This window comes from Turicibacter sp. St.80E1 (assembly GCF_059728495.1).
In genome coordinates, this window is record NZ_AP039386.1 from 1,034,006 (window position 1) to 1,057,102 (window position 23,097).

A 23,097-nucleotide genomic window follows, 5' to 3' on the forward strand; every position below is an offset into this window, starting at 1 on the left:
AGAAGAGGAGGGTAAAGACGTGGCAAAACGTGATTATTATGAAATCCTTGGGGTTTCAAAAACGGCAAGTGATATCGAAATTAAACGTGCATATCGTAAATTGGCAAAACAATACCATCCGGACGTTTCGAAAGAGGAAAATGCGGAAGAAAAATTTAAAGAAGTACAGGAAGCCTATGATGTTTTAAGTGACGAACAAAAACGTGCGGCTTATGATCAATTTGGACACGCTGGAGCTGAAGGATTCGGTGGAGCCGGTGGCTTCGGAGGATTTGGCGGATTCGGTGGAGCCGGAGGCTTCGAGGATATCGGGGATATTTTTGAAAGTATGTTTGGAGGAGGCTTCGGAGGATTTGGTGGCGGAGCCGGCCGCCGAAATCCGAATGCTCCACAACGAGGAAATGATTTACAACAATCGATTACTATTTCTTTTGAAGAGGCAGCCTTTGGTGCAACAAAAGAAATTTCAGTGACACGTGAAGAAGAGTGTACAAAATGTGGTGGAAGTGGTGCTCGCTCAAAAGATGATATTGAAACATGTACAAGATGTAACGGTAGCGGACGTGTAACAGAAGTCCAAAATACTATTTTAGGACGAGTTCAAACACAAAGTGTTTGTCCGGATTGTCACGGAGATGGTAAGAAAATTAAACACCGTTGTGATGCTTGTCACGGACGTGGAACAGTCAATAAAACAAAAACAATTGAGGTTAAGGTTCCTGCGGGAATTGATGATGGACAACAAATTCGCCTAAGTGGTCAAGGAGAGGCAGGTAGAAATGGTGGTCCAAGCGGAGATTTATATGTTGCATTCCGTGTTTTACCACATGACTTCTTTGTCAGAGATGGCTATGACCTTCGATGTGAAATTCCAATTTCATTCTCTCAAGCAGCCCTAGGTGCCGAGGTTGAAGTACCAACCTTAAACGGTAAGGTCGCGTTGAAAATTCCAGAAGGAACACAACCAGGAACAGAATTTAGGGTACGTAATAAGGGAATTAAATACATTAACCGTGAGATGACAGGTGATCTTTACGTTAAAGTAAAACTTGTTGTTCCAAAGAAATTAAATCATCGTCAAAGAGAACTATTGAATGAATTTGATCAGTTAGAGGATAAAACAGGGTCAATTTGGGATCGATTAAAAAAAGCTTTTAAATAAGTGAAGGGGTTGTGAGATAATGATCTTGCAACCTCTTTTTTAAGCGATGAATGACAAAATTTTATGTTTAGATTATTTTATGATATAATAAAAAAATATAAAAAGTGGCTAGAATGTTATAAAATGATTGTAAGTGATACTAGCTCAATAATTTGAAATAGAGGTGAAGTAATGAACTGGTTGGAATTAAGTTTTCATACGAGTCATGAATCTTACGATTTAGTCAGCAATATTTTTATTGAAGCTGGTTCAAAAGGGGTTCTAGTTGAGGACTCTCATACATTAACAGAGGCGCATGAAGATCAATTTGGTGAGATTTATCGTCTTAATCCCGATGATTATCCGAAAGAAGGGGTTGTTATAAAGGGATATCTTGCCGTAACTCCTGATATCGAGCATCAATTAGAATATGTAAGGACGCAATTATTAAATTTAAATGAATCGCAACAACTCCTTCAAATTCGTCAGTTAGATGAGGAGGACTGGGCCAATAGTTGGAAAAAACATTATCAACCTATCGAAATTACGGAGCGTTTAGTGATTAAACCGTCATGGTTAGAACCAACAACTGATCCTAATGTAGTTGAAATTATGTTAGATCCAGGTATGGCTTTTGGTTCTGGAACCCACGAAACTACACAGCTTTGTTTAGAGTTAATTGAAGAGTATGTTGATCAAAATCAAGTGGTCGTAGATGTTGGAACCGGATCAGGAATTTTGGCGATTGCAGCTTCTAAATTAGGTGCAAAATCAGTGTATGCGGTGGATTTGGATGCGATGGCTGTTATTCGAGCGAAAGAAAATGTTGCATTAAATCACTGTCAAAATATATGTGTTGAAAAAAATAATTTAATTGATGGTGTAAATGCACTAGATGAAAAACCGACGCTTATGGTGGCTAATATCTTAGCGCCAATTATCATTGGAATGTTAGCTGATGTCAAAAAAGTTTTACCATCTAATCGTCCTTTTATTTGTTCGGGAATCGTTGAACATGAGAAGGAATTGGTGGTTGAAGCATTAAATCATCATCAATTTAAGATTTGTCAAATTAAAGAAAAAAATGGTTGGATAGCGATTGTGGCTATGCCTCAATCAGCCTAAAATTATAAAAAATTAGCTGTTGGAGGATGTAAGATGCAACGTTATTTTTTGAAAAATCATCAATTTCATGATCAAATGGCGGTTATTACAGGCGATGATGCGCACCACATTTCTAGAGTTATGAGAATGGGGTTATCAGATCAAGTTATTATTTGTAATGAGGACAAAGTCTGTTATTTATCGACAATAGAGCAAATGGATGGACAAGAAATTAAAGTTAAATTAGACTCAAAGGTAGCATCGGAAACAGAATTACCCATTGATGTTACTATTGCTCAGGGGTTGCCAAAAGGTGATAAGTTTGAATGGGTTATCCAAAAGGCTACCGAGTGTGGTGCTTTTGCGTTTATTCCTCTGATCATGGATCGCTCAGTGGTGAAATTGGATGAGAAAAAGTCACTGAAGAGACTAGAGCGTTGGAATAAAATTGCGAAAGAAGCGGCCGAACAATCGCACCGACAGATGGTGCCTGAAGTATTTCCTCTTCATTCATTAAAACAATTAATTGCGAAAGCCTCGGAGTATGATGTTTGTCTGTTTGCCTATGAAGAAATTGCTAAACAGGGACGTTTATCGCAATTAAAACAGTCATTAACCGAAATTTCACCAGGTGAAAAAATGTTAGTCATTATAGGGCCAGAAGGTGGAATTAGTGAAAGCGAAGAGCGATTGCTCATTGAGTCCGGATTTAAACCTTGTGCATTAGGAGCACGTATCTTAAGGACTGAAACAGCTCCTATCTATGTGATGAGTGCTATCTCTTATGCATTAGAACTTTAACTAACAACAAGAGAAGAGAAAGGATTGATGTGGATGCCAACTGTAGCATTTCATACGTTAGGATGTAAAGTAAACCATTATGAAACAGAAGCTGTTTGGGAATTATTTAAAAACGAGGGATATGAGAAGGTAGATTTTAAAGAAGTAGCAGATGTTTATATTATTAATACATGTACGGTTACTAATACCGGGGATAAAAAGAGTCGTCAAGTGATCCGACGCGCTATCCGCCGCAACCCTGAAGCTGTTATGTGCGTTATGGGGTGCTATGCGCAGACCAAACCTAAAGAAATTATGGATATTGATGGTGTAGATATCGTCATTGGTACTCATGGTCGCGATCAAATCCCAGCCCTTGTACAAAAATACCGTGAGGAACGTCAGCCAATTTCACATATTCAAAACGTTTTTAAAGTCGATGGTTTTGAAACATTGAATGTTACACAGTTCTCAGATCGTACACGTGCGACCTTAAAGATTCAAGATGGATGTAATAACTTTTGTACATATTGTATTATTCCATGGGCGCGTGGAACGGTTCGTTCACAAAAACCGGAAGTGGTTATTGATCAAGTGAAACAACTTGTTGATCATGGACACTGCGAGGTTGTGTTAACGGGAATTCATACCGCAGCGTACGGGGAAGACTTAGAAGATTATAGTTTTGGTCAACTATTAATGGATCTCGTAGAAATTGAAGGACTTAAACGTATTCGTATTTCTTCGATTGAGGCTTCAGAAGTAACCGATGATGTCATTGAAGCGATGAAAAAATCGGATAAAATTGTTAACCATCTTCACATGCCAATTCAAGCGGGCTCAAATGAAATTTTAAAAGGGATGAAACGCCCGTATACATTAGCTGAGTTTGAAGAAAAAGTGGCGGAATTAAGAGAGTTATTTGATAATTTAGCTATTACGACGGATGTTATCGTTGGTTTCCCAGGTGAAACAGAAGAATTATTTAATGAAACATTAGAAACAATTAAACGTATTGGTTTCTCAGAGCTACACGTCTTTCCTTATTCTGTGCGTAATGGAACACCTGCTGCACGTATGGAAAATCAGGTGCCTGAGTTAGTTAAATCAATGCGTGTTAATCAATTATTAGCTTTAAGTGAACAATTAGCTAAAGAGTATGCTAGTTCGTGTGAAGGAGAAGTATTACAAGTCATTCCAGAAGAAAAGTCGCATACAAAAGAGGGATATTTGGTTGGACATGCAAGTAATTATGTAAAAGTAGAGTTTAAGGGAGAAACTCATTTAATTGGGGAGGTTGTCCCTGTTAAAGTTGTGAAAGCGGATTATCCGATCTGTCAGGGTGAAATAGTTGTTAATGAGGGGTGAACATATGAATATTAAATTATTATTTGATGTAGACTATGATTTAGAGATAATGGGAATCGAGACTGATAATCGACGAGTTAAGGCAGGCGATTTATTCGTATGTATTAAAGGGTATACAGTCGATGGTCATCAATTTGCTAAGGCGGCAGAAGATGCTGGAGCAGTGGCGATTGTAGGTGAACATTTAGTAGAAGGGGTAACGATTCCCCAAATTATTGTGAAAGATACAAAAGTAGAATTACCACGTTTGGCTCACTTAATGTTTGGAAAGCCTACAGAGAAACTCGAATTATTTGGTTTAACCGGAACAAACGGGAAAACAACATCAGCCTATATTTTAGAGCATTTATTAACTGGATTTGAAGGGCATGTTGGCTATATCGGAACAAATGGAATCCGTTATGCAGATACCTTTTTAGAACCGAAGAATACGACACCAGAACCATTAAGTTTACAGCGAACATTTTATGACATGGTAGAGGCAGGGGTAAGAAATGTTGCGATTGAAGTTTCGTCGCATGCATTGGAGCTCCATCGCGTTGACTATTGTCAATTTAAAGTCGCTCTGTTCACTAATTTAACGCCGGAACACTTAGATTTTCACCCGACAATGGATGAGTACTTTGAAGCAAAATATAAATTATTTACGATGTTAAAACCGGATGGGTATGGGATTATTAATATAGATGATGTTTACGGGAAAAAAATAGTAAAACGTCTTGAAAAGGATGGAATCTCTTACTATACATTTGCGATTAATACGGAGGCAGATTTCAGGGCATTAGATGTTAAGATGACAACTTCAGGTACGACGTTTACCTTAGCTACTCCTGAGGGAACGTACCCGGTGAAGACACCATTACTTGGTATATTTAACGTGCATAATGTATTAGGGGCCATGGCATCTGCATATTCAGCGGGAATGCCACTACAGCAGGTGGTTGATTTAATAGCAACGTTAACTCCAGTCGATGGACGAATGGAATTGATTAATGAGGGTCAGGATTTTACAGTTATCGTTGATTATGCACATACGCCTGATGGAGTTGAGAAGGTATTAGAATTTGTGAATGATATTAAGAAAAATTCAGTGAAAGTCGTCATTGGTTGTCCGGGAGATCGTGATCGAACAAAGCGCCCTGTTATCGCTAAGTTATCAGTAGATTATGCAGATGATGTTATTTTTACGACCGATGATCCTCATTCGGAAGATCCTGTCGATATTTTAAATGAGATGACTGAGGGAATAGATCAACAAACCTATGAGGTTATTGTTGATCGAATAAAAGCAATTGAGGCTGCAATTAATAAAGCGAAGAAAAATGATATTGTATTAATTGCGGGGCGTGGACATGAAAAGTTACAGTACTGGAAAAGCGGGAATATTGAACTTGATGATCGAGAAGTAGCTAAAACAATTTTACGCAAACGATTAAATATCGGATAGAAAAAAAGACCTACACGTTAGTAGGTCTTTTTTTAGAATTAATGTTTTTTATTACGTAATTTTTTCTTGAATTTTTTGAATTCTGGAAGGAGTTTAGTCCAAATCCAATACCCTAATGGTGAAATAACGTAGTCAAACTCGCCGATGAATTCGGTAAACTCCCCACCAAATCCCTTTTTAAATCGGTAAAGTCCATATAAGGGATCAGACTCATCTGTCTTACCACTAATACCAAAAAAGTCATAAATTTCATATCCAGCCTCTTTAGCTTCGGTGAAAGCAACCCATTGAATATCGTAGTTTGGCATAAACTCGCGATAAACATTATCACTTGCGCCGTATAAGTACCATGATTTATTACCAAAATAGGTTGTAATAATTCCCGACATGGTGATACCTTCTGGATGTTGATCGTATAATTTCTTTAATTCTTCCTGTTGTTGAATGAGGTTTTTTTGTTTATTTAATTCAGGTTCAAGTTTATTTTGAAGTTTAATTCGCTTCTTTTCTGTTAATTCTTCGTTATCTAATTGAACCTGCAAATTTTGAATCGATTTCTCTGTGAGATTTAACTCTTGTTTAATACTCGTTAGAGCTTGTTCAGTATTTAGTTTAGCTAAATAAAGTTTACACATTCCGCTTGGGGCAAGCGTATCGTACATATCTTCAAAGTAAGTAAGAGGACGTGTTAAGAATCCGTCTCGTTCACCTGTAACGCGCATGATGGATTCAAATGTTTTTAAATCTTCGCGTGTCCCCTCAATAATTTCAATTCCTTTTTTCTGGGCCACTTTGATATTATAACGTGTTTTTGATTGACACCCTTTTAGAAGATCTTTTGTTGAGGGTGTTAAGTCTAATCGAAAGGTGTATCTAGGTTGTATACTTGAATCAAAGTCTTGTGTAAATCCAAGATGACGGTATCCTAAATCAATGAGATGTTGAACAAGTTGCTGATTATCGAGTCCACCTTGGATCTTTTCACCATCAACCGTACGGTCAATATATTTAATATCAGGATCAATTTTAATGAAAATAGCTTTTTTCTGTTGAGCATACTGTTTCATGGATTTGGTAAAAGTTTCTACAAGTTGTTTTTGACTGAAGTCGATTAAGTATCCTCGGGGAATGTAGATAAATGGACGCTTAATGAGAGGAAGTTGTCGAAGTAAAACAAGGGCCCCAGCAACTAGTTGACCATTCTCGTCTTCTAGTCCAACGGTATCGAAAGACCAATCGGGTGACTTTGATTTAAAAACTCCCCATTCGTAACTTTGTAAAAAATGATTTTTTTGATGTTTAGCAGCAAATGCATTGAAACGATCAGCCGGTATATTCGTTATAAATTTCATAAAACTCCACCTTTAATAGTTTAATTGTTTACTAGTAATTAGTTTACTATAATTGTCAGTAATTATTATAACATAAAATAGATAAAATCATTTTAATGAATTTATTTTGTTTTGTTTACAGACGACGATATATGTAGTATAATATTACTGTTAATCGTAGCGAAGCGGAAGGAGGGTTAGTGGTGGCTAAAACTGTAGTTCGAAAAAACGAATCATTAGATGATGCATTACGTCGTTTTAAGAGAGAAGTATCTAAAGTAGGTACCCTTACTGAAGCTCGTAAACGTGAATATTACGTTAAACCGAGTATCAAACGTAAACAAAAATCTGAAGCAGCTCGTAAAACAGCTAATAAGCGTAACAAATACTAATATTTAAATAGGTGATTTCAGTGGCATTACTCGATCAATTAAATGCTGATATGAAAGAGGCTATGAAGGCGAAACAAAAGGATCGCTTATCAGTCATTCGTATGTTAAAGGCATCTTTACAAAACGAAGCTATTCACCTAGGGGTAGCTGGATTGAATGAAGAACAAGAGTTAACTGTTCTATCACGTGAAGTGAAGCAACGTCGAGATTCTTTAAAAGAATTTAAGGCGGCTGATCGTGAAGATTTAGCAGAGAAAATCGAGCAAGAGTTAGTGTACTTAAACGCTTATTTACCAGCGCAACTTACTGAGGAAGAAATCAAACAAATTATATCTGAAACAGCTAAAAAGATTAACGCAATCAATCCATCTGACATGGGTAAGTTGATGGGTGCAATCGTTCCTCAAACAAAAGGACGTGCAGATGGTGCCCTAGTAAGTACATTAGTGAAAGCTTACTTAAACCAAAAATAAAACACACATCTTTGTGTGTTTTTTTTATATTAAAGGAGAATAACGATGAAAAAACGAATTTTAATATTAGTGATGTTTTTCGCTTTATTTACTGGTTGCTCTCGTTTACCTAGAGAGTTTTCATGGGCTGATTATAAAGGGACTTATGTTGGAAACAATTCAGCAGTCGGTACCATCCTTAATAAATTGCCTGCTAATGAGTATTTAACGGGGTTTTCTTTAAAGACAAATCAGCCTCCATATGAAATAACAATTGCGTATAAAGATTTTCAGTACACAGATGTTAAAATCGGTAAGAAAGAGGAAAAACAAGTTTCACAAGAGACCGTTTTAAAAGGAAATGCAGTTGTGTTATTTTCGCTTATTGAAAATGTGGATGCTATACACTTTGATCTTGAGGATCATAATGTTATTTCGTTTAGTCGTCATGAATTGGTTGGAGAGTTTGAAGACTTTGATCAATTCATACAAAATGATTCATCGATGCAAAAGTTGTATAAGGCAACAAATTGAGTTTTGATTACCTCTTATAAGGGAGTAGATGATTTTTAAATTATAATTATTGATGATGTTTTATGCTCGTTAGATTAATTGTTATGGATCAATCAACTTTTGTTCATATAATAGGGACTACTCTCAATTCTGTTCTTTTTGGTTCATAGACGTTTGCCTTCGAATCTGTCGACTTCCTTTGAGGTAAAAACCTCGGGGGAACGACAGATAAAATGAAGCAATCGAAGCGAAGATAAGCTTATTATTGTTATTATTTTCATAAAACGAACGAATAAAATAGGTTGATGAGGTATAAAATAACAATATTAGTCCCGTTTAACGGGTTTATCGTTTAACTATAGTAGAATCTAAATGCTTTTAGAATGTCGTTGCTTTTAGAAGTTTGTGGCGTTTATCGTTTAACTATAGTAGAATCTAAATTTTACAGTAATGCACGACCGAGATATTGAGTTCATGGTTTATCATTTAACTAGAGTAGGAGTTAAATTTTTGTTTAGATGGCCATCTCGCTTGGCTTCAGTGGGGGCATTACTTGAGCGTGTGGGGGATTAATCAAAATGATCGGTTACAATGGAAAATAAAAAAAGATGCTTCAGAGGGAGCATCTTTTTGATGTTTAAAAGGAGATTTTATTTTTTTGTGGTCTTTTTTAAAGGTCCTGTCCAATTTGTTAATCCGCCTTGAAGTTGATAAATGTTTTCATATCCTTTACCATAAAGGACAAGAGCGGCACGTTTACAAACTTTTCCTTTTTCACAGTATAAGTAAATAGGTAAATCGCGACGTAATTTTCCAGGGTTACGTGTTAAATTAACGAATGGAATATTACGAGCCCCATTGATATGTCCAGCATCAAATTCCTCTTTTTTGCGTAAATCAACGAGTTGTCCTTTACGCATATTTTCTACAAACTCTTTTTCTGATAGAAGGGTTACGGCTTTTTTTGATTCGCGGCGTAACATAATCCATAATCCTAAAGCAATACCTAAAAGAATCGCAACAATAATTAAACTCCAATTCATGATCCAAACCTCCTTATCTTTTAATCTATAATAATATTTTACAGAATTTTTTATTAAAAATAAAGCCCTATTTTACCCAGTTATTTTGAGAAGCGATTTGCGCGTGTTATCGTTAAAAAAGACGCCGACAACGTCTTCTAAATGGGTGGAATTTGATCTTAAAATGATCATGATATGAAGAAAGTCTCTTATTTGTTGAGAAGAGTAGGAATCTTTTAAAAAAAGAAGGGTAATTAGGGGGAAAAAGGGGAGCATAGCATAGACAATTTTTTGATAAATGTTATAATTAAAAAGGAAATGTCAATTCTAAAAGTAGATGTAATTTGTATCGTGTGCAAGGAGGATTTTTATGATTTCAACAAACGATTTTAAAACAGGAATGACGATTGATTATGAAGGAAACTTATTCCAAGTTATCGAGTTCCAACACGTTAAACCTGGTAAAGGACAAGCATTCGTACGTTCAAAATTACGTAACTTACGTACAGGGGCTGTCATTGATAATACATTTAATGCCGGTGAAAAAGTAAAACGTGCGCATATCGAAAAAGCAACTATGCAATTCTTATACTCAATGGGTGACGAGTATGTTTTCATGAATAATGAAACATATGAGCAATTAGAAATTCCAGTTGCACAATTAGAAAAAGAGAAAAACTTCTTAGTTGAAGGAATGGAAGTTAAAATCAATACATTCAATAATGAAATTTTAGGGGTAGATGTACCTGAAAAAGTAACTTTAGAAGTTGTTGAATGTGAACCAGGTGTTAAAGGAAACACAGCTTCTAATGCAACAAAAAGTGCAACAGTTTCAACAGGATACTCATTACAAGTTCCATTATTCGTTGAAGTTGGGGATAAATTAATCATCAATACAAACGATGGACGTTACGTTTCTCGTGGGTAATTAATGCTTTTTTCTCTGTCAGTCGTCTCGTATACGCTGGTAAGGGATGAAACCATTGAAATTACAACATTTAAAGACTTTAAGGATCTAAGCCCTTAAAGTCTTTTTTTTATGCATATTTGCACTTTTACCCCGCATGTATCCCAATCAAATTATTTTATTAGCCATAATTTTAAGGGGTGAATTTTTTCAATTTCTGAATCGATTATTTTTGTAGTTAATACGCTAAACGATAAAGGAGAAGCATTCCCGCTTTTAGATGGCCGTTAACCTAGCGACAGAATGAGTGGACGATGTTTAGCGGGAAGGGTCCTGTAAGGAGATGAAAGTTTAGTTGAAGCAGTGTTATTTATTAGCAATGAATCATCTGATTTAATAGTGCCCCCTTCATTACTAAGCGTTAGTATTTCAGGTCATTTTAAATCATTTAGAAAATGGTCGTATCATTTCCACAATGCATTTAGTTTTTTTATGGGCCGAGTTATTTGAAAATGAAGGGGTAAGACCCGCTTTCATAAATGGATCTACTTTTCGTTCACAGCTAGTGTTGATGAAGGTTTCAAAACCTTATCGATATCAAGAGACAAAAAAGAATTTCAACAAGAAAGGTAAAACAGCTGATTTACGGACATAAAACAGGAGTTATTTCTTATTGAAATCCTAAACGATATTAATTATAGCGTGTTTAATAAGTGACACCGGCTACTTTTACGAAACAAAGGGAGCTATTTTTTATTGATGGTTAGGCTAGATGGATGCGACGTTGAGTTTTTTTATGTTAGGTTATAAAATTTGTTCGTGGTCCGCTAAAAGCTGTTTAAATTCTTCGATATCTTCTTGAGGTGCTTTATTTTAATAAATAATCGTGTGGCCGATCGTTGCTTTAAATCATTTGAATACTCTTTATCTTTGAGTTCCTAGCGTTTGTTAGCTCCTTTTTGTTTTTTGAAAATAGGTGATTTAATGAAGTAGCGATGTAAAATGCCGTAGGGATTTGTTTTTATTTTAATGACTGGCGTCGCTCGTGGATAACTTCCTCTAACATCTCTAAATCTTCTAATGTTGCCTTATTCTTAATGAAGCTTTTAGCTGCAGATTTACCTCGGGTGTAATTCGCCTTCTCGCGGTTGGCCTCATTCCATTTTTTTATCGCTTTTAATTGTGACTCACTCGTTTTTTTCTCCAAAACGGTACACCTCCTTAATTTGTAATGACGAAATAGAGTAGCAGTAATGAAAGGATAAACACCAAAAGCCACCAAATCAGTCGAATAAATGCATATAAACAACTTAACAGGGTGGGGGAGTCGGTTTGGTCGCGGTTGGCCTCATCCCCTTTTTTTATCGCTTTTAATGGTGACTCATTCGTTTTTTTCTCCAAAACGGTGCACCTCCTTTAATTTGTAATGACGAAATAGAGCAGCAGTAATGAAAGTATAAATACTGAAAGCCGCCAATCAGTCGAATGAATAGAAATACATATTTTAACCTCTTGGGTGTGAAGGAAATTTATAATTTCTAATGTTAGATCGAACCAAATGAGTGGATTAGTAAAACTTTTCTCTTGAGAGATAAGAGATTGACTCATAACGTTTGCTATTGTTTCATTCCTCTTAAACAAACGCCTCTTACACTAGTAGTATTGCTAGTCGCGTTTAATTTATGTACGTTCAGTTTAGCGAGGCTAATCAAAATAAAAATCTTATGAGTGGATAGGATTGCTTTTATTTTTTTGTTTACCATAAATGGATGATCTCATCGGTCGGTTTGTTGGATCGGTTTTTTTACAGGGAGAGACTTTTATGATGATCTGGGGAGGCGATTTTGAAGTACGGGAATAATTAAGTTGTTGAATTAAAGAAGAAGGGGCCGGATTATTTTTTAACTACCGCTTGAGGGGGACCAAGCGGTAGTCGTATTTTCTCGACATTACATGGGAAGTAGGTAAGTTTTCTTGTCTTTTTCTGACTTGGTGGATAAATATTGAAGAGAAGTAGGAAAAGAAAATGTGTTTTATCGGTAGAAAGTTTCATTTTTTAAGGGGATGCTGCATAAAGTTAACTAGCAAATTCTCACGAAAGGATAGGTGTAATGAACATGCCAATGGTTGATGTTACAGGATTACTAAGGTTTGCAGGAGTGGCTTTTCTGCTTGGATTTGTTGCGTTATTTTTCAAAAAATTTGATGTGGGGAAAGAGATTAGCGATTTGGTAATGTTGGCCGGATACGTGTATATGCTCGTTTTTATCGTCCAATTAATTGAAGTTTTAATGACGAGCTTACGAACAATCTTTATGTTGTAAAGGAGGGGGCCGTCATTGACATTGTTAAAGTACTCACACTTGTTATTGGATGCGCCATTATGTATTTATTGTTAAATGAAGTTAGTTCTAAATACGCCAAGTGTTTTAGTTTAGTTCTATTGACGTATTTTTTTATGATGGCCTTGCAACTTTTATCAAGTATTATTGGTCAAATTACAAATGTCTTTCTTGACTTTAATATAGGGCAGCAATACGTGACGATTATTATTCGGTTAATCGGAATTGTTTATTATGCGGAGTTTGTAAGTTTTTTGCTTGCAGAAACGAGCCTTGGAAATGTCGGAAAAATGTTTGAGTATATCGTGAAACTTTATTTAATAGGATACAGTTTACCGATGATTATTAAGTTATTTGAGCTTATTTTATCGGTTGTCTAGTAAAATAGATGGACTAGGAGGGGGAGTAATGGATGCAGCAGAATTTGATCTATCGACATTTGAAAATATATGGTCTGAAATCTATCAACAGTATGATTGGTTGATGGATGCCGATTATTTAGATAAAACAAATTTATTAAAAGTTGAAAATTTTAATTTGGTTGGTTTTTTTCAATCGTTAGGTGACTACGCGTTGCATGAATTAACAACCGGATTTACCCAGTTTAAAAGTATTTTAATTTTTTTAATCATCATCGCCCTTTTTCAAAATATTCAATCTACTTTTTCAACAAAGTATGAGAAAGTAACGAATATTGTTTTAAAACTGATCTTAATGGTTCAATTATTTCAACTCTTCATTTTTTATCATGATTACGTCTTAGATATTTTAACGAGATATATGAACATTGTGGTCGCTATTTTCCCGATGCTGCTCTCATTGATTACCATTACGGGGGCGCTTTGGAATCAGACGTTATTTAAACCTGCGGTGGTATTTTTAATCAATGCATCGTACTTTTTTATTAATGCCATTAGTCTTCCACTCACAGTTATTGGAACGATCTTTGGGTTTATTAATCAGATTAATGTAGAGGATTTATACGGTCGATTAATAAGTTTTGTTAATAAAGTAGCTTTGTGGACATTAGGTGGGTATTTCGCCTTTTTCTTGGCGCTGATGTCTATTCAGAATATGACACTAAGTTTTGCAGACGGATTGTTCTTTAGAACCACGCAAAATTTAATGAATCATATTCCAGTCATTGGAACACGCTTTACAGATACAATCGTTTCAGTTGTATCAACGCTATCTATCTTAAGAAATAGCGTGGGGCTTTTGGGTGTTATTACACTAGTGGTCGTTGTTAGTTTTCCGATCATTAAAGTAGGAGTCAGTCTGATTCTTTTTCGATTGCTAACTGGAGTCATTCAACCGATTGTAAGTAAAGACTATATTAAAATTTTAGATGTCTTTAATACGGGTCTTATGAACTTGTTAGTCATTATGATCATTATCGGGGTCATGTTTATTTTCACGTTCTTCATTATTTTATACAGCTCAAATATGATGCTATTAACGAACTAATTCTATGCGACAAGTTTTGAGGAGATGGGAAAAGATATGCTATATGAATATGCAAAACAGATTATCGCCATGTTTTTCTTGATAGCTATTGTCAATTTATTGGTGATTCCGGCTTCGTACAAAAAAATAATTACGTTTTATCTTCACTTTTTTATCATTGTTATCATTTTAAAGCCGGTGATTAGTATAATGAATAATGAGGTGACGTCACTCATCGATTCAGTTTCCTTTCTTGATGAAGGGAAGTTTGATGAATCCATTCAGTATTATCAAGGATTGATTGAAACTGATTTATCTCAAATGACATTGAGTGAGATGGAGGCGCGGGTTGAATCCTCAGGTGAAAAGTGTGGAATTCAAATCTTAGGGTTTGAATTTGGTGATGTACTCACACTAGAGATGGCCAAGACTGATTCAGAGTCTAAAACGTGTATGCTCAATCAGCTTGGTCTGAAGCAAGAGGATGTTATCTTTAAAGGAGGGGATTGATGGAAAAGAAGCGACAATATGAGGGAAGGAGTTCCGAAGATAGGAGGTAAAAGAAGTGGAAGGGAAGCCATCAACTAAACCGGGCCGCATAAGCTCGGGGTTAAAAAAAATCATGGCTGACGTTGGACCACTGGGAATCATCATGTTTCTTGGCGCCGCATTTGTGGTGACGTCTTTACTCAAAGATGATATGGGATCATTGGGTTCTCTGGCTAACAATCAAGAATCTTCGGCACAAACATCCGTCGAAGTAAAACACAAAGAACAGATCACAGCTTTATTTGAATCAATAGAAGGAGTAACGGTAGATAGTATTAATATCTCATATAAATCAGTCGCAGACACTTCTTCAGCTCTCTTTTCAAGTAGTCAAGAGACGGTTTCAAATGGCGTGGTGATCGTCTATCAAGGAACGATAAAGGCACCATATGATGTAACACATGCCATCAGCTTATTGCTTGACGTTCCAATTCATCAAATTACATTATTAAAAGCATCTGAACTATAGGGGGAAATTAAAATGAACAAAAATTCATATGTAACAGCAGCATTATTCGTGGTTTTCGTATTATTAACAGTTTTCTACGTAAGCATTGGGGATGGAACAGAAAATGATGCAAAAGTAGGATCAACATCAGCTGTTCCGCAAGCAAATTTAGAAATGAAAGAAACAGACGCTCAATCAGCAGAAGAGTTAACAGCAAAAGAAGATGGAAAAGAAGTAAAAGAAACAAAAGAAGCAAAAGGAACAAAAGAAGAGAAAAAGGATGAAAAAACAAGCTCAATTCAAATTCAACGCTCAGAAGTTAAAAAGGCAGAGAGTGAATTAGTTGCACAATTAAAATCAATCATTGCAAGCAAAGACTCTGATGCAACAGAAAAAAGCGAAGCTAAAGATGATTTAGACAAAATTACAAAAGATACGCAACATCAAACGGTACTTGAATCTTTAATTAAAGCTAAAGGATATGATGATGTTTTAGTTCGTACAAATGAAGAAACAGTTCAAGTTTTCTTAGAGGGGACAGAGGAGCCAACATTAGAGCAAACAAATGAAATCATCATGATGGCAAAAACTGAATTTGCAACAAACCCAGATGTACACGTAGAGTTCAAATCAATTAAATAGGTATCGTTAATGGTAGGTGATTTGAAAACCTTAACCGTTAAAAATAACTAAGGACTCTTAGATATGCTAAAAAGAACCTTCACTTGTTTTCAAAACAGTAAAGGTTCTTTTTTTGGTGGTAAAGACATAAAAAAAAAGACCCAATTTGGCCAGAGAACAAATAAGGTCTTTTTTTACCATGTTTAAGTGATAATGAATCGGTTTTTCAACCGATTAACAATTATCCTAAAGCGTTGATTTTTTTGCTTAAACGTGATTTTTGACGAGCTGCGAAGTTTTTGTGGCAAATTCCTTTTGCAACAGCTTTGTCTAATTTTTTGTTAGCTGTATTGTAAGCTTCTTTTGCAGCCTCAACGTTTTTAGTTTCGATAGCAACCTCAACGTTTTTGATTGCAGTACGCATAGATGCTTTGTAAGAAGCATTGAATTGACGACGTTTTTCGTTTGTTTTCACACGTTTAATTTGTGATTTAATATTTGGCATTCTAGTTCACCTCCATTGAAAATACAACAAAATCATTCTATCAGACCAAAGTCTAAAATGCAAGAATAAATTACAAAATTTCAGTAAATGGTAAGAAAAATGTTAGAATCTTAATTGAAAAGCGAATAATTTTTTTAAAATTCTATTGTTATTTAGAATATTTTTCTAATAGATTCGTTTTTAACGTCCATAGCTCATTTGAAAGATCGACATAATAAGTATGAGGTTTTTCAAAACGTAAGACTTCTTCCCAAAGTGTATTTATTTGTTCTTTAGAATAAGCGACAATCTCTTCAAGAGTAGGGGATTGATAAACAAGGTTACCCTTAATGAAAATCGGTGTAAGAAGAGGACGGGCAATAAAATTAGTAATTTCTTTACGTTTCCACGTATGTTCAGGATCGAAAATCGTATAAGGTTGCGTTTCGTCAATTTTTTCATGAGCGAGGGTAATCACATCAGCAATGGCCTTTTTCGTTTCACGATCGTATAAACGATAGACTTGTTTAGCCCCAGGGTTAGTAATTTTTTCAATATTATTACTAATTTTAATTTTAGGAATCATTTTTCCTTCCTTTTCAACCGCTACAATTTTATAAACGCCTCCAAAAACCGGTTCTGTTTTTGAGGTAATTAGACGTTCACCGACGCCAAAAGAATCAATCGGTGCCTTTTGGATGAGTAAATCTTTGATAATATATTCATCCAAAGAATTTGAAATCACAATTTTTGTGTCGAAGAGTCCGGCCTCATCAAGTAACTTGCGAGCCTTTTTAGCTAAATATGCGGCGTCCCCACTATCAATACGAATAGCTCCAGGGGCGTATCCTTTCGGAATAAGGACTTCTTTAAAGACTTTAATAGCATTTGGAATTCCTGACTTTAACGTATTGTAAGTATCGACGAGGAGGGTACAGTTTTGCGGATAAAGTTCAGCATATTTTTTGAATGCTTCATATTCTGTGTCGAAGGTTTGTACCCAACTATGTGCCATTGTTCCAAGCGCTGGTACATTAAAGTCACGATCTGATAGCGTGCATGCCGTTCCCACGCATCCTCCAATATAAGCAGCGCGTGCCCCTAAAATAGCTCCATCAGCTCCTTGGGCACGGCGTGCTCCTAATTCAAGAACGGGACGCCCATTAGCGGCGCGGACAATACGGTTAGATTTCGTTGCGATTAATGATTGATGATTGATACTAAGTAAGATCATCGTCTCAATAAATTGCGCTTGAATAATAGGCCCACGAACGGTTAGGATAGGTTCATTTGGAAAGATAGGGGTACCTTCCGCAATCGCATAAATATCGCACGAAAATTTGAAGTTTTTAAGATAGGTTAAAAAAGCTTCTGAAAAAATATTTTTACTTCGTAAGTAATCAATATCATCGTCTGTAAACTTTAGGTTTTTTAAGTATTCAATAAGTTGTTCTAGACCTGCCATAATAGCAAATCCGCCCTCATCGGGAACACGACGGAAAAACATATCAAAATAAGCGATTTGATCTTCCATACCGTTTTCAAAATAACCATGTGCCATTGTTAACTCGTAAAAATCAACGAGCATTGTTAAATTGACTGATTTTAAGTTCATGTTAAAAGCCTCTTTCTAGTCATTAATTTCTTGAACGAGCTCAATTCCGTTCATTTGCATTTTATAAAGCGCCAATAGGTGCATGAGATCTCCATGATGCGCACCAAGGTCGTAAGTTTCTGTCGCATTAACCGGAACGATAATTCGGCTTTGGCGGTTAATCGTATTAAAGTAAGTTTTTAAGGTGATGGCAAATTGTTCGACACAAATATCCGTACAGTCACCCACTAGGATAAAGTTTTCAACCATTTGATGCTCTTGAAGCCAGGCATGAAACTCAGCTTCTAAAAAGCCGTTTGTTGAAGCTTTATGGATTAATTGATAGCCCCCAATTTCTTTTAGTTCATCGACGATTTCGCTCTCAGCTGTTCCGCATAAACAGTGTGGCGGATAAGATGAAAATTCAACCGATGATTCTTCATGTGAATCAGCAAAAGCAACCAACTGAAAAGCCCCTTCTTTTGCGGCCTTCATCAAGTGAGCAATAGGTGGAATAATGGTTTGAATTCTTGGAGAAGACATGGGTCCCTCTTTCACAAATCCATTGACCATATCGATCACAACGATTGCTGTTTGGTTTGGATTGAATGATTTAAGTGAAAGACTAGGTGACTCTTCTATTAGGCGTAGTATTTCTTTTAAGGTTACTTCGCTTGCTTGAAGTAGCTTAGAAATTTCATAAGACATATAAGACAACCTCCAATTTTTCTCTTTTTTTCTATCTATCGGCAAGATATTTCTATTATATAGTATATTCAAAGATTATCACCAACATTTTCGTTAGGATTCTATAAAATATCTTGAAATAAGTTGTCAGTCGTTTCCAAACTACGCTATAATAACGGTAATTACGTTAAGAAAGGGTGATTAAAATGTCGAATAAACGGTTATATAAAGTCCGTGAAGGCGCAATGATTGCGGGAGTTTGCCAAGGAATTGCGAATTATTTAAACATGGATGCAACGGTTGTTCGTTTACTTTGGGCGATGATTACAATTTTTTCTTTCGGAACAGGTTTTATTTTATACATTGCATGTATTTTTATTATTCCGGATCAATTAACGGTTAAACGTCAGCAAAAAGAGGAACAACAAAAAAAGACAGTCTTTGATTCGACGGAATATAAAGTGAAAGATTCGGATAAATAAGGCTAATGTAATGATAGTAAAGACCAGATAGTCATAAAAGTCATTGCAAGAAATGATTGGTACTGTCAGTTGTTTCAACACAAAAATATGGTAGAATAAAGAAAACAGGAGGTCATCATGATGGCAGAAATATTAGGAAATTTAAACCCCAAACAGGTTTTTCATTACTTTGAAGAAATGACAAAGATCCCACACGAATCAGGAAACGAGGCAGCAATTAGTGATTATTTAGTGAATTTTGCTAAAACTCATCAATTAGAATATATCCAAGAACCTTGTAAAAACGTTATTATTAAAAAGCCAGCAACAAAAGGGTACGAATCAGCGCCACGAGTGATTTTACAAGGACACATGGACATGGTATGTGTGAAAGAAGATGAGTTGGATTTTAACTTCGAAACAGATGCTTTACCAATTTATGTTGATGGTGATTGGTTACGTGCAAAGGGAACGACACTTGGTGCGGACAATGGGATTGCGGTAGCTATGTCACTTGCTATTTTAGCAGACGATACGCTTGAGCACCCAGCGTTAACTGTTTTAGTGACAACAGAAGAAGAAACAGGAATGGATGGAGTCATGGCACTTGATCCAGCAAACGTACCAGGAGATATTTTAATTAACATTGATTCAGAAGAAGAAGGATTTGCCTTGACTTCATGTGCCGGAGGGGTGCGTAATTCATTAAAATTACCAATTGAATGGACGTCTGTTGAAGGAGATGGAATGGTAACTTATGACCTTGTGATTAGCGGGTTAAAAGGTGGACACTCTGGAATTGAAATCAATAAAGGGCGTGCAAATGCAAATAAATTAATGGGACGTTTACTAACAGAACTTCACGGATTAGGGGGATATATTTCACAACTATTCGGTGGAGAAAAGATGAATGCTATTTCAAAACGTGCACAATTAACCTATACACTCCCTGCTAATCAGGTTAATCAGTTAAAAGACAAAGTTCAAGCATTCGAAGAAATGGTCCGTATTGAATTTTCTGTGACGGATCCAGGGGTTGTTGTGACGATGAGTGAAAGGGAACTAGTAACGAAAGTCTTCACTGAAAAAATGGCGACAAATTTAGAATACATTTTAAAATTAATTCCTTATGGTCCGCAAACAATGAGTGCAGCTATTGAAGGATTAGTAGAAAGCTCAACGAATCCAGGGGTTGTTGAGATGTTAGAGAACGAAATTGCGATCGACAGCGCTATTCGTAGTTCGGTTAGTTCTTTAAAAGCAGAAATTAATCAACGAATCCAAGCTATCGCTCAGTTAACGGGTGCATCGGTAGAATTAATTGCGGATTACCCAGAATGGCAGTTTGCTCCGGAATCAAAAGTACGTGAAGTGATGAAAGAGGTTTATCAACAAATGTACGGGAAAGAATTGCAAATTTCAGCGATTCATGCAGGATTAGAGTGCGGATTCTTATCTCAAAAATTAGGAAATGTTGATATGATTTCAATTGGTCCTGATATTACAGGAGCACATACGCCGAAAGAATCGTTATCAATTTCATCAACAGAACGCGTTTATCAATTCTTATGTGAAGTTTTAAAAAGCATCAAATAATAACCTACAACAGCCTATCTTCAGTTGAAGATGGGCTTTTTTTATAGGCAATAAATGAAGCAGGTAGAGGGATTGAGGCGGTATATAAAATATTTTCAAATAATTTTTCATGAAATGATGAAAACTGGTTCACACTAATTTTGAGGTGATTAGAATGAATGAACAGGAAATGAAGAAGTGGCAGTGTCGGTCAGATTTGGCTTTAGAGGCTGTTGAACAAATGGTTGGTGAGGTGGATGAGCCGAATGAGGAAGGTGTCGTTTATGAGGAAGATCGAATTCGCGGATTGAAGGTAACGTGTATTGATGTAGCTAAAGAGGCAGTTGAGCGTGTTGGGAAAAAAGCGGGGCGATATATGACATTAGATACCTCTTCCGTACTAACTCATGATCACGACCAATTAACAGTGGCAATGGAGGTTTTTGCCGACCAATTTTCAAAATTATTAGCTCATCGTGGAATTAAGGAAACAGATACGTGTTTAGTGATTGGGCTAGGAAATGATCATATTACACCGGATGCCTTAGGACCGATGGTAGTTGACGAAGTTATTGTGACAAGACACTTATATGAGTTACGCCCCGATGAAGTGGACCGCAGTTATCGGGAAGTTTGTGCGCTTGCTCCAGGGGTTATGGGGATGACCGGAATAGAAACCTACGATATCATCGAGTCATTGGTTCAAAAAGTGAAACCTCAATTTTTGGTTGTCGTTGATGCCCTCGCTTCACGATCAATTGAACGGGTGAATAAGATGATTCAAATGACGGATACAGGAATTGCTCCAGGAAGTGGCGTTGGTAATAAAAGAAAGGCGATTGATGAGGAATCGTTAGGGATCCCGGTATTTGCAATTGGGGTTCCGACAGTAGTTGACGCAGTTTCAATTACAAGTGATACGATTGACTTGCTATTGAAACACATAGGTAAATCATTAAAAGAGGAAAAACGTTCATATAAAAAACTGGTGCCGTTTTCGACGGTGCGTCAAACTTATACGGATGATGATTTACCTTCAACCGAACTTCGCCAGCAATTTATGGGGCAGGTAGGCGTGCTTGAGGAAGAGGAAAAGCGCCAGTTAATCTCTGAAGTATTGACCCCTAATGGATATAATTTGATTGTGACCCCTAAGGAAATTGATACGGATATGGAAGAATTAGCGACATTAATTTCCAATGGAATTAATCGGGCTCTTCATACAAACGTACAATTTAGCTAAATCGTATCCATAAAACAACAAGAATTAACACTCCCGCTTCTGTATAATGGACTATATATTTTTATAAAGGGATGAACAAAAAGAGAGTCTTTTTGAAAATAGAGTTTTAGGGGGCGGGAGGACTTGAATCGAAAACAACGTTTACGAAGAAAAAGATTAAAAAAGAAGCTGAATAAATTAACGCCATACCTTGTTGGAGTTGGATTTGTTCTTACGCTATTTTTCACCCAATTTTTTCAGTTATTTTATCTGAATCAACGGAATGCTAATGATGAGCATCGTCAACAGGAGCCGATTTTATCAAGTATTTTTGATTTTTCAACAGCAGGCGATATTATTGATGTTGTGTTCAACTTACAAGAATATTTTAAGGCGGTTATGACGTCACTTGACTTAAATCAATTATATTCTTTCATTAATGACGGATTTGCTTTTATCAACATGAAATCACCCTCTCAAAATGCAACGGCGGCCATTCCGTCGGCAGAGGGCTATCGCTACACCTATAAAAGTAAAGCCGCTGAGGCAGTGCCAGATCAGGCCTCAGAGACGGGCGCAACGACCTATACGGAAAATCCGCTGGTCTATATTTTTAACTCACATGACGGGGAATTATATGAGGATGGAGCTGTTAATGATTCGCTTGGTCGCCCGTTAAGTGTCGTCGATCTTTCGTATATGGTGGCACAGGCCCTCCAAGGAAGAAATATAAATGCGTTAGTCGAATCACGATCAGTTGCAGAGTATGTGAGTAAGAATAGTTGGAATTATGCGTCTTCATATAAAGCTTCACGTGTGTATTTAGAGGATACGGCAAGTCAGCATGAGACATTGAAATACTTTATTGATTTCCATCGCGATTCGGTAAGTTATGCTAACTCTGCGATTACGATTGACGGAAAACCGTATGCCAAAATTATGTTTGTTCTTGGGACTGATAACGACCGACATGAGGAAAATCATCAAATTATTAAAGAGTTAGATGCTAAACTTAACGAAAAATACCCGGGTCTTTCTCGAGGAATTCGACCGAATGGGGGCGCGGGATATAATGGTGTTTACAATCAAGACTTTGCAACGACGATGTTACTGATTGAAGTCGGCGGAGAGTATAATACGTATGAAGAGGTATACAACTCAGCCCAAGCTGTTGCAGATGTTTTAGCAGATTACGTCACAGGAAATTAGTG

The 23,097-nt window shown here is 36.4% G+C and carries 26 protein-coding genes; 19 read left to right on the plus strand and 7 right to left on the minus strand.

Annotated elements, in window-relative coordinates:
* Positions 1 to 19 precede the first annotated feature (19 nt).
* The 5 genes from dnaJ (at position 20) to AC6I0I_RS05115 (ending at position 5,840) form a co-directional block, all read left to right on the plus strand.
* Positions 20 to 1,162 (plus strand): molecular chaperone DnaJ, encoded by a 1,143-nt coding sequence (gene dnaJ / locus AC6I0I_RS05095; RefSeq protein ID WP_161831731.1) that lies wholly within the window; start codon positions 20 to 22, stop codon positions 1,160 to 1,162.
* Positions 1,163 to 1,333: 171 nt separating this feature from the next.
* Complete coding sequence (gene prmA, locus AC6I0I_RS05100) at positions 1,334 to 2,266, plus strand: 50S ribosomal protein L11 methyltransferase (RefSeq protein WP_161831732.1); 933 nt, start codon at positions 1,334 to 1,336, stop codon at positions 2,264 to 2,266.
* A gap of 33 nt (positions 2,267 to 2,299) precedes the next feature.
* Positions 2,300 to 3,046 (plus strand): 16S rRNA (uracil(1498)-N(3))-methyltransferase, encoded by a 747-nt coding sequence (locus tag AC6I0I_RS05105; RefSeq protein ID WP_262950414.1) that lies wholly within the window; start codon positions 2,300 to 2,302, stop codon positions 3,044 to 3,046.
* 33 nt (positions 3,047 to 3,079) lie between these two features.
* Positions 3,080 to 4,393: a tRNA (N(6)-L-threonylcarbamoyladenosine(37)-C(2))-methylthiotransferase MtaB gene (gene mtaB / locus AC6I0I_RS05110; protein WP_262950412.1), complete on the plus strand. Its 1,314-nt coding sequence runs from the start codon at positions 3,080 to 3,082 to the stop codon at positions 4,391 to 4,393.
* Positions 4,394 to 4,397: 4 nt separating this feature from the next.
* On the plus strand, positions 4,398 to 5,840 hold the full coding sequence (locus AC6I0I_RS05115) for a UDP-N-acetylmuramoyl-L-alanyl-D-glutamate--2,6-diaminopimelate ligase (RefSeq protein WP_262950410.1): 1,443 nt from the start codon (positions 4,398 to 4,400) through the stop codon (positions 5,838 to 5,840).
* Positions 5,841 to 5,878: 38 nt separating this feature from the next.
* Here AC6I0I_RS05115 and AC6I0I_RS05120 read toward each other — a convergent pair whose 3' ends face one another.
* Positions 5,879 to 7,192, minus strand: a complete 1,314-nt coding sequence (locus AC6I0I_RS05120; protein WP_161831895.1) for a lipid II:glycine glycyltransferase FemX — start codon at positions 7,190 to 7,192, stop codon at positions 5,879 to 5,881.
* Positions 7,193 to 7,374: 182 nt separating this feature from the next.
* Between AC6I0I_RS05120 and rpsU the strand changes: the two genes are divergently transcribed.
* The 3 genes from rpsU to AC6I0I_RS05135 are packed head-to-tail and all read left to right on the plus strand — an operon-like array spanning position 7,375 to position 8,549.
* Positions 7,375 to 7,563, plus strand: coding sequence for a 30S ribosomal protein S21 (gene rpsU, locus AC6I0I_RS05125; protein ID WP_161831894.1), 189 nt, complete (start codon positions 7,375 to 7,377; stop codon positions 7,561 to 7,563).
* A 20-nt stretch (positions 7,564 to 7,583) separates the two neighbouring features.
* Positions 7,584 to 8,036, plus strand: coding sequence for a GatB/YqeY domain-containing protein (locus AC6I0I_RS05130; protein ID WP_161831893.1), 453 nt, complete (start codon positions 7,584 to 7,586; stop codon positions 8,034 to 8,036).
* Between the two features lie 45 nt (positions 8,037 to 8,081).
* Entirely contained in the window at positions 8,082 to 8,549 is a 468-nt protein-coding gene (locus AC6I0I_RS05135; protein ID WP_161831892.1) for a DUF4825 domain-containing protein, read from the plus strand.
* 629 nt (positions 8,550 to 9,178) lie between these two features.
* On the opposite strand, the gene AC6I0I_RS05140 is transcribed toward AC6I0I_RS05135, so the two are convergent.
* Entirely contained in the window at positions 9,179 to 9,571 is a 393-nt protein-coding gene (locus tag AC6I0I_RS05140; protein ID WP_161831891.1) for a rhodanese-like domain-containing protein, read from the minus strand.
* Positions 9,572 to 9,920: 349 nt separating this feature from the next.
* Here AC6I0I_RS05140 and efp point away from each other — a divergent pair, with 349 nt between their 5' ends.
* Positions 9,921 to 10,478, plus strand: coding sequence for an elongation factor P (efp, locus tag AC6I0I_RS05145; RefSeq protein WP_161831890.1), 558 nt, complete (start codon positions 9,921 to 9,923; stop codon positions 10,476 to 10,478).
* A gap of 1,000 nt (positions 10,479 to 11,478) precedes the next feature.
* On the opposite strand, the gene AC6I0I_RS05150 is transcribed toward efp, so the two are convergent.
* Positions 11,479 to 11,664: a hypothetical protein gene (locus tag AC6I0I_RS05150; protein WP_161831889.1), complete on the minus strand. Its 186-nt coding sequence runs from the start codon at positions 11,662 to 11,664 to the stop codon at positions 11,479 to 11,481.
* Between the two features lie 14 nt (positions 11,665 to 11,678).
* Positions 11,679 to 11,858, minus strand: a complete 180-nt coding sequence (locus AC6I0I_RS05155; RefSeq protein ID WP_262950408.1) for a hypothetical protein — start codon at positions 11,856 to 11,858, stop codon at positions 11,679 to 11,681.
* Positions 11,859 to 12,574: 716 nt separating this feature from the next.
* Here AC6I0I_RS05155 and AC6I0I_RS05160 point away from each other — a divergent pair.
* From AC6I0I_RS05160 to AC6I0I_RS05185, 6 genes are all read left to right on the plus strand, one after another.
* Positions 12,575 to 12,781 carry a SpoIIIAC/SpoIIIAD family protein gene (locus tag AC6I0I_RS05160; protein WP_161831888.1) on the plus strand — a complete coding sequence of 69 codons (207 nt, stop codon included), beginning with the start codon at positions 12,575 to 12,577 and terminating at the stop codon, positions 12,779 to 12,781.
* 59 nt (positions 12,782 to 12,840) lie between these two features.
* On the plus strand, positions 12,841 to 13,179 hold the full coding sequence (locus AC6I0I_RS05165; RefSeq protein WP_237658919.1) for a stage III sporulation protein AD: 339 nt from the start codon (positions 12,841 to 12,843) through the stop codon (positions 13,177 to 13,179).
* A gap of 28 nt (positions 13,180 to 13,207) precedes the next feature.
* Entirely contained in the window at positions 13,208 to 14,266 is a 1,059-nt protein-coding gene (locus tag AC6I0I_RS05170; protein ID WP_161831887.1) for a stage III sporulation protein AE, read from the plus strand.
* Positions 14,267 to 14,302: 36 nt separating this feature from the next.
* Positions 14,303 to 14,755: a stage III sporulation protein AF gene (locus AC6I0I_RS05175; RefSeq protein ID WP_161831886.1), complete on the plus strand. Its 453-nt coding sequence runs from the start codon at positions 14,303 to 14,305 to the stop codon at positions 14,753 to 14,755.
* A gap of 112 nt (positions 14,756 to 14,867) precedes the next feature.
* Complete coding sequence (locus AC6I0I_RS05180) at positions 14,868 to 15,263, plus strand: hypothetical protein (protein ID WP_161831885.1); 396 nt, start codon at positions 14,868 to 14,870, stop codon at positions 15,261 to 15,263.
* Between the two features lie 12 nt (positions 15,264 to 15,275).
* Positions 15,276 to 15,884 carry a SpoIIIAH-like family protein gene (locus AC6I0I_RS05185; RefSeq protein ID WP_262953731.1) on the plus strand — a complete coding sequence of 203 codons (609 nt, stop codon included), beginning with the start codon at positions 15,276 to 15,278 and terminating at the stop codon, positions 15,882 to 15,884.
* 220 nt (positions 15,885 to 16,104) lie between these two features.
* Here the strand turns inward: AC6I0I_RS05185 and rpsT are convergent, their stop codons facing one another.
* The 3 genes from rpsT to AC6I0I_RS05200 all read right to left on the minus strand — a co-directional run bounded on the left by rpsT (position 16,105) and on the right by AC6I0I_RS05200 (position 18,649).
* Positions 16,105 to 16,368, minus strand: a complete 264-nt coding sequence (gene rpsT / locus AC6I0I_RS05190) for a 30S ribosomal protein S20 (protein WP_161831883.1) — start codon at positions 16,366 to 16,368, stop codon at positions 16,105 to 16,107.
* 148 nt (positions 16,369 to 16,516) lie between these two features.
* Positions 16,517 to 17,962 (minus strand): nicotinate phosphoribosyltransferase, encoded by a 1,446-nt coding sequence (locus AC6I0I_RS05195; RefSeq protein WP_262953732.1) that lies wholly within the window; start codon positions 17,960 to 17,962, stop codon positions 16,517 to 16,519.
* Between the two features lie 15 nt (positions 17,963 to 17,977).
* Entirely contained in the window at positions 17,978 to 18,649 is a 672-nt protein-coding gene (locus AC6I0I_RS05200) for a cysteine hydrolase family protein (RefSeq protein ID WP_262953733.1), read from the minus strand.
* Between the two features lie 185 nt (positions 18,650 to 18,834).
* On the opposite strand from AC6I0I_RS05200, the gene AC6I0I_RS05205 reads away from it, so the two are divergent.
* From AC6I0I_RS05205 to spoIIP, 4 genes are all read left to right on the plus strand, one after another.
* Positions 18,835 to 19,110, plus strand: coding sequence for a PspC domain-containing protein (locus AC6I0I_RS05205; RefSeq protein ID WP_161831880.1), 276 nt, complete (start codon positions 18,835 to 18,837; stop codon positions 19,108 to 19,110).
* A 120-nt stretch (positions 19,111 to 19,230) separates the two neighbouring features.
* Positions 19,231 to 20,685, plus strand: coding sequence for an aminoacyl-histidine dipeptidase (locus AC6I0I_RS05210; RefSeq protein WP_161831879.1), 1,455 nt, complete (start codon positions 19,231 to 19,233; stop codon positions 20,683 to 20,685).
* A 154-nt stretch (positions 20,686 to 20,839) separates the two neighbouring features.
* Positions 20,840 to 21,907, plus strand: a complete 1,068-nt coding sequence (gene gpr / locus AC6I0I_RS05215) for a GPR endopeptidase (RefSeq protein WP_161831878.1) — start codon at positions 20,840 to 20,842, stop codon at positions 21,905 to 21,907.
* A 123-nt stretch (positions 21,908 to 22,030) separates the two neighbouring features.
* Positions 22,031 to 23,095 carry a stage II sporulation protein P gene (spoIIP, locus tag AC6I0I_RS05220; protein WP_262953734.1) on the plus strand — a complete coding sequence of 355 codons (1,065 nt, stop codon included), beginning with the start codon at positions 22,031 to 22,033 and terminating at the stop codon, positions 23,093 to 23,095.
* Positions 23,096 to 23,097: the final 2 nt, after the last annotated feature.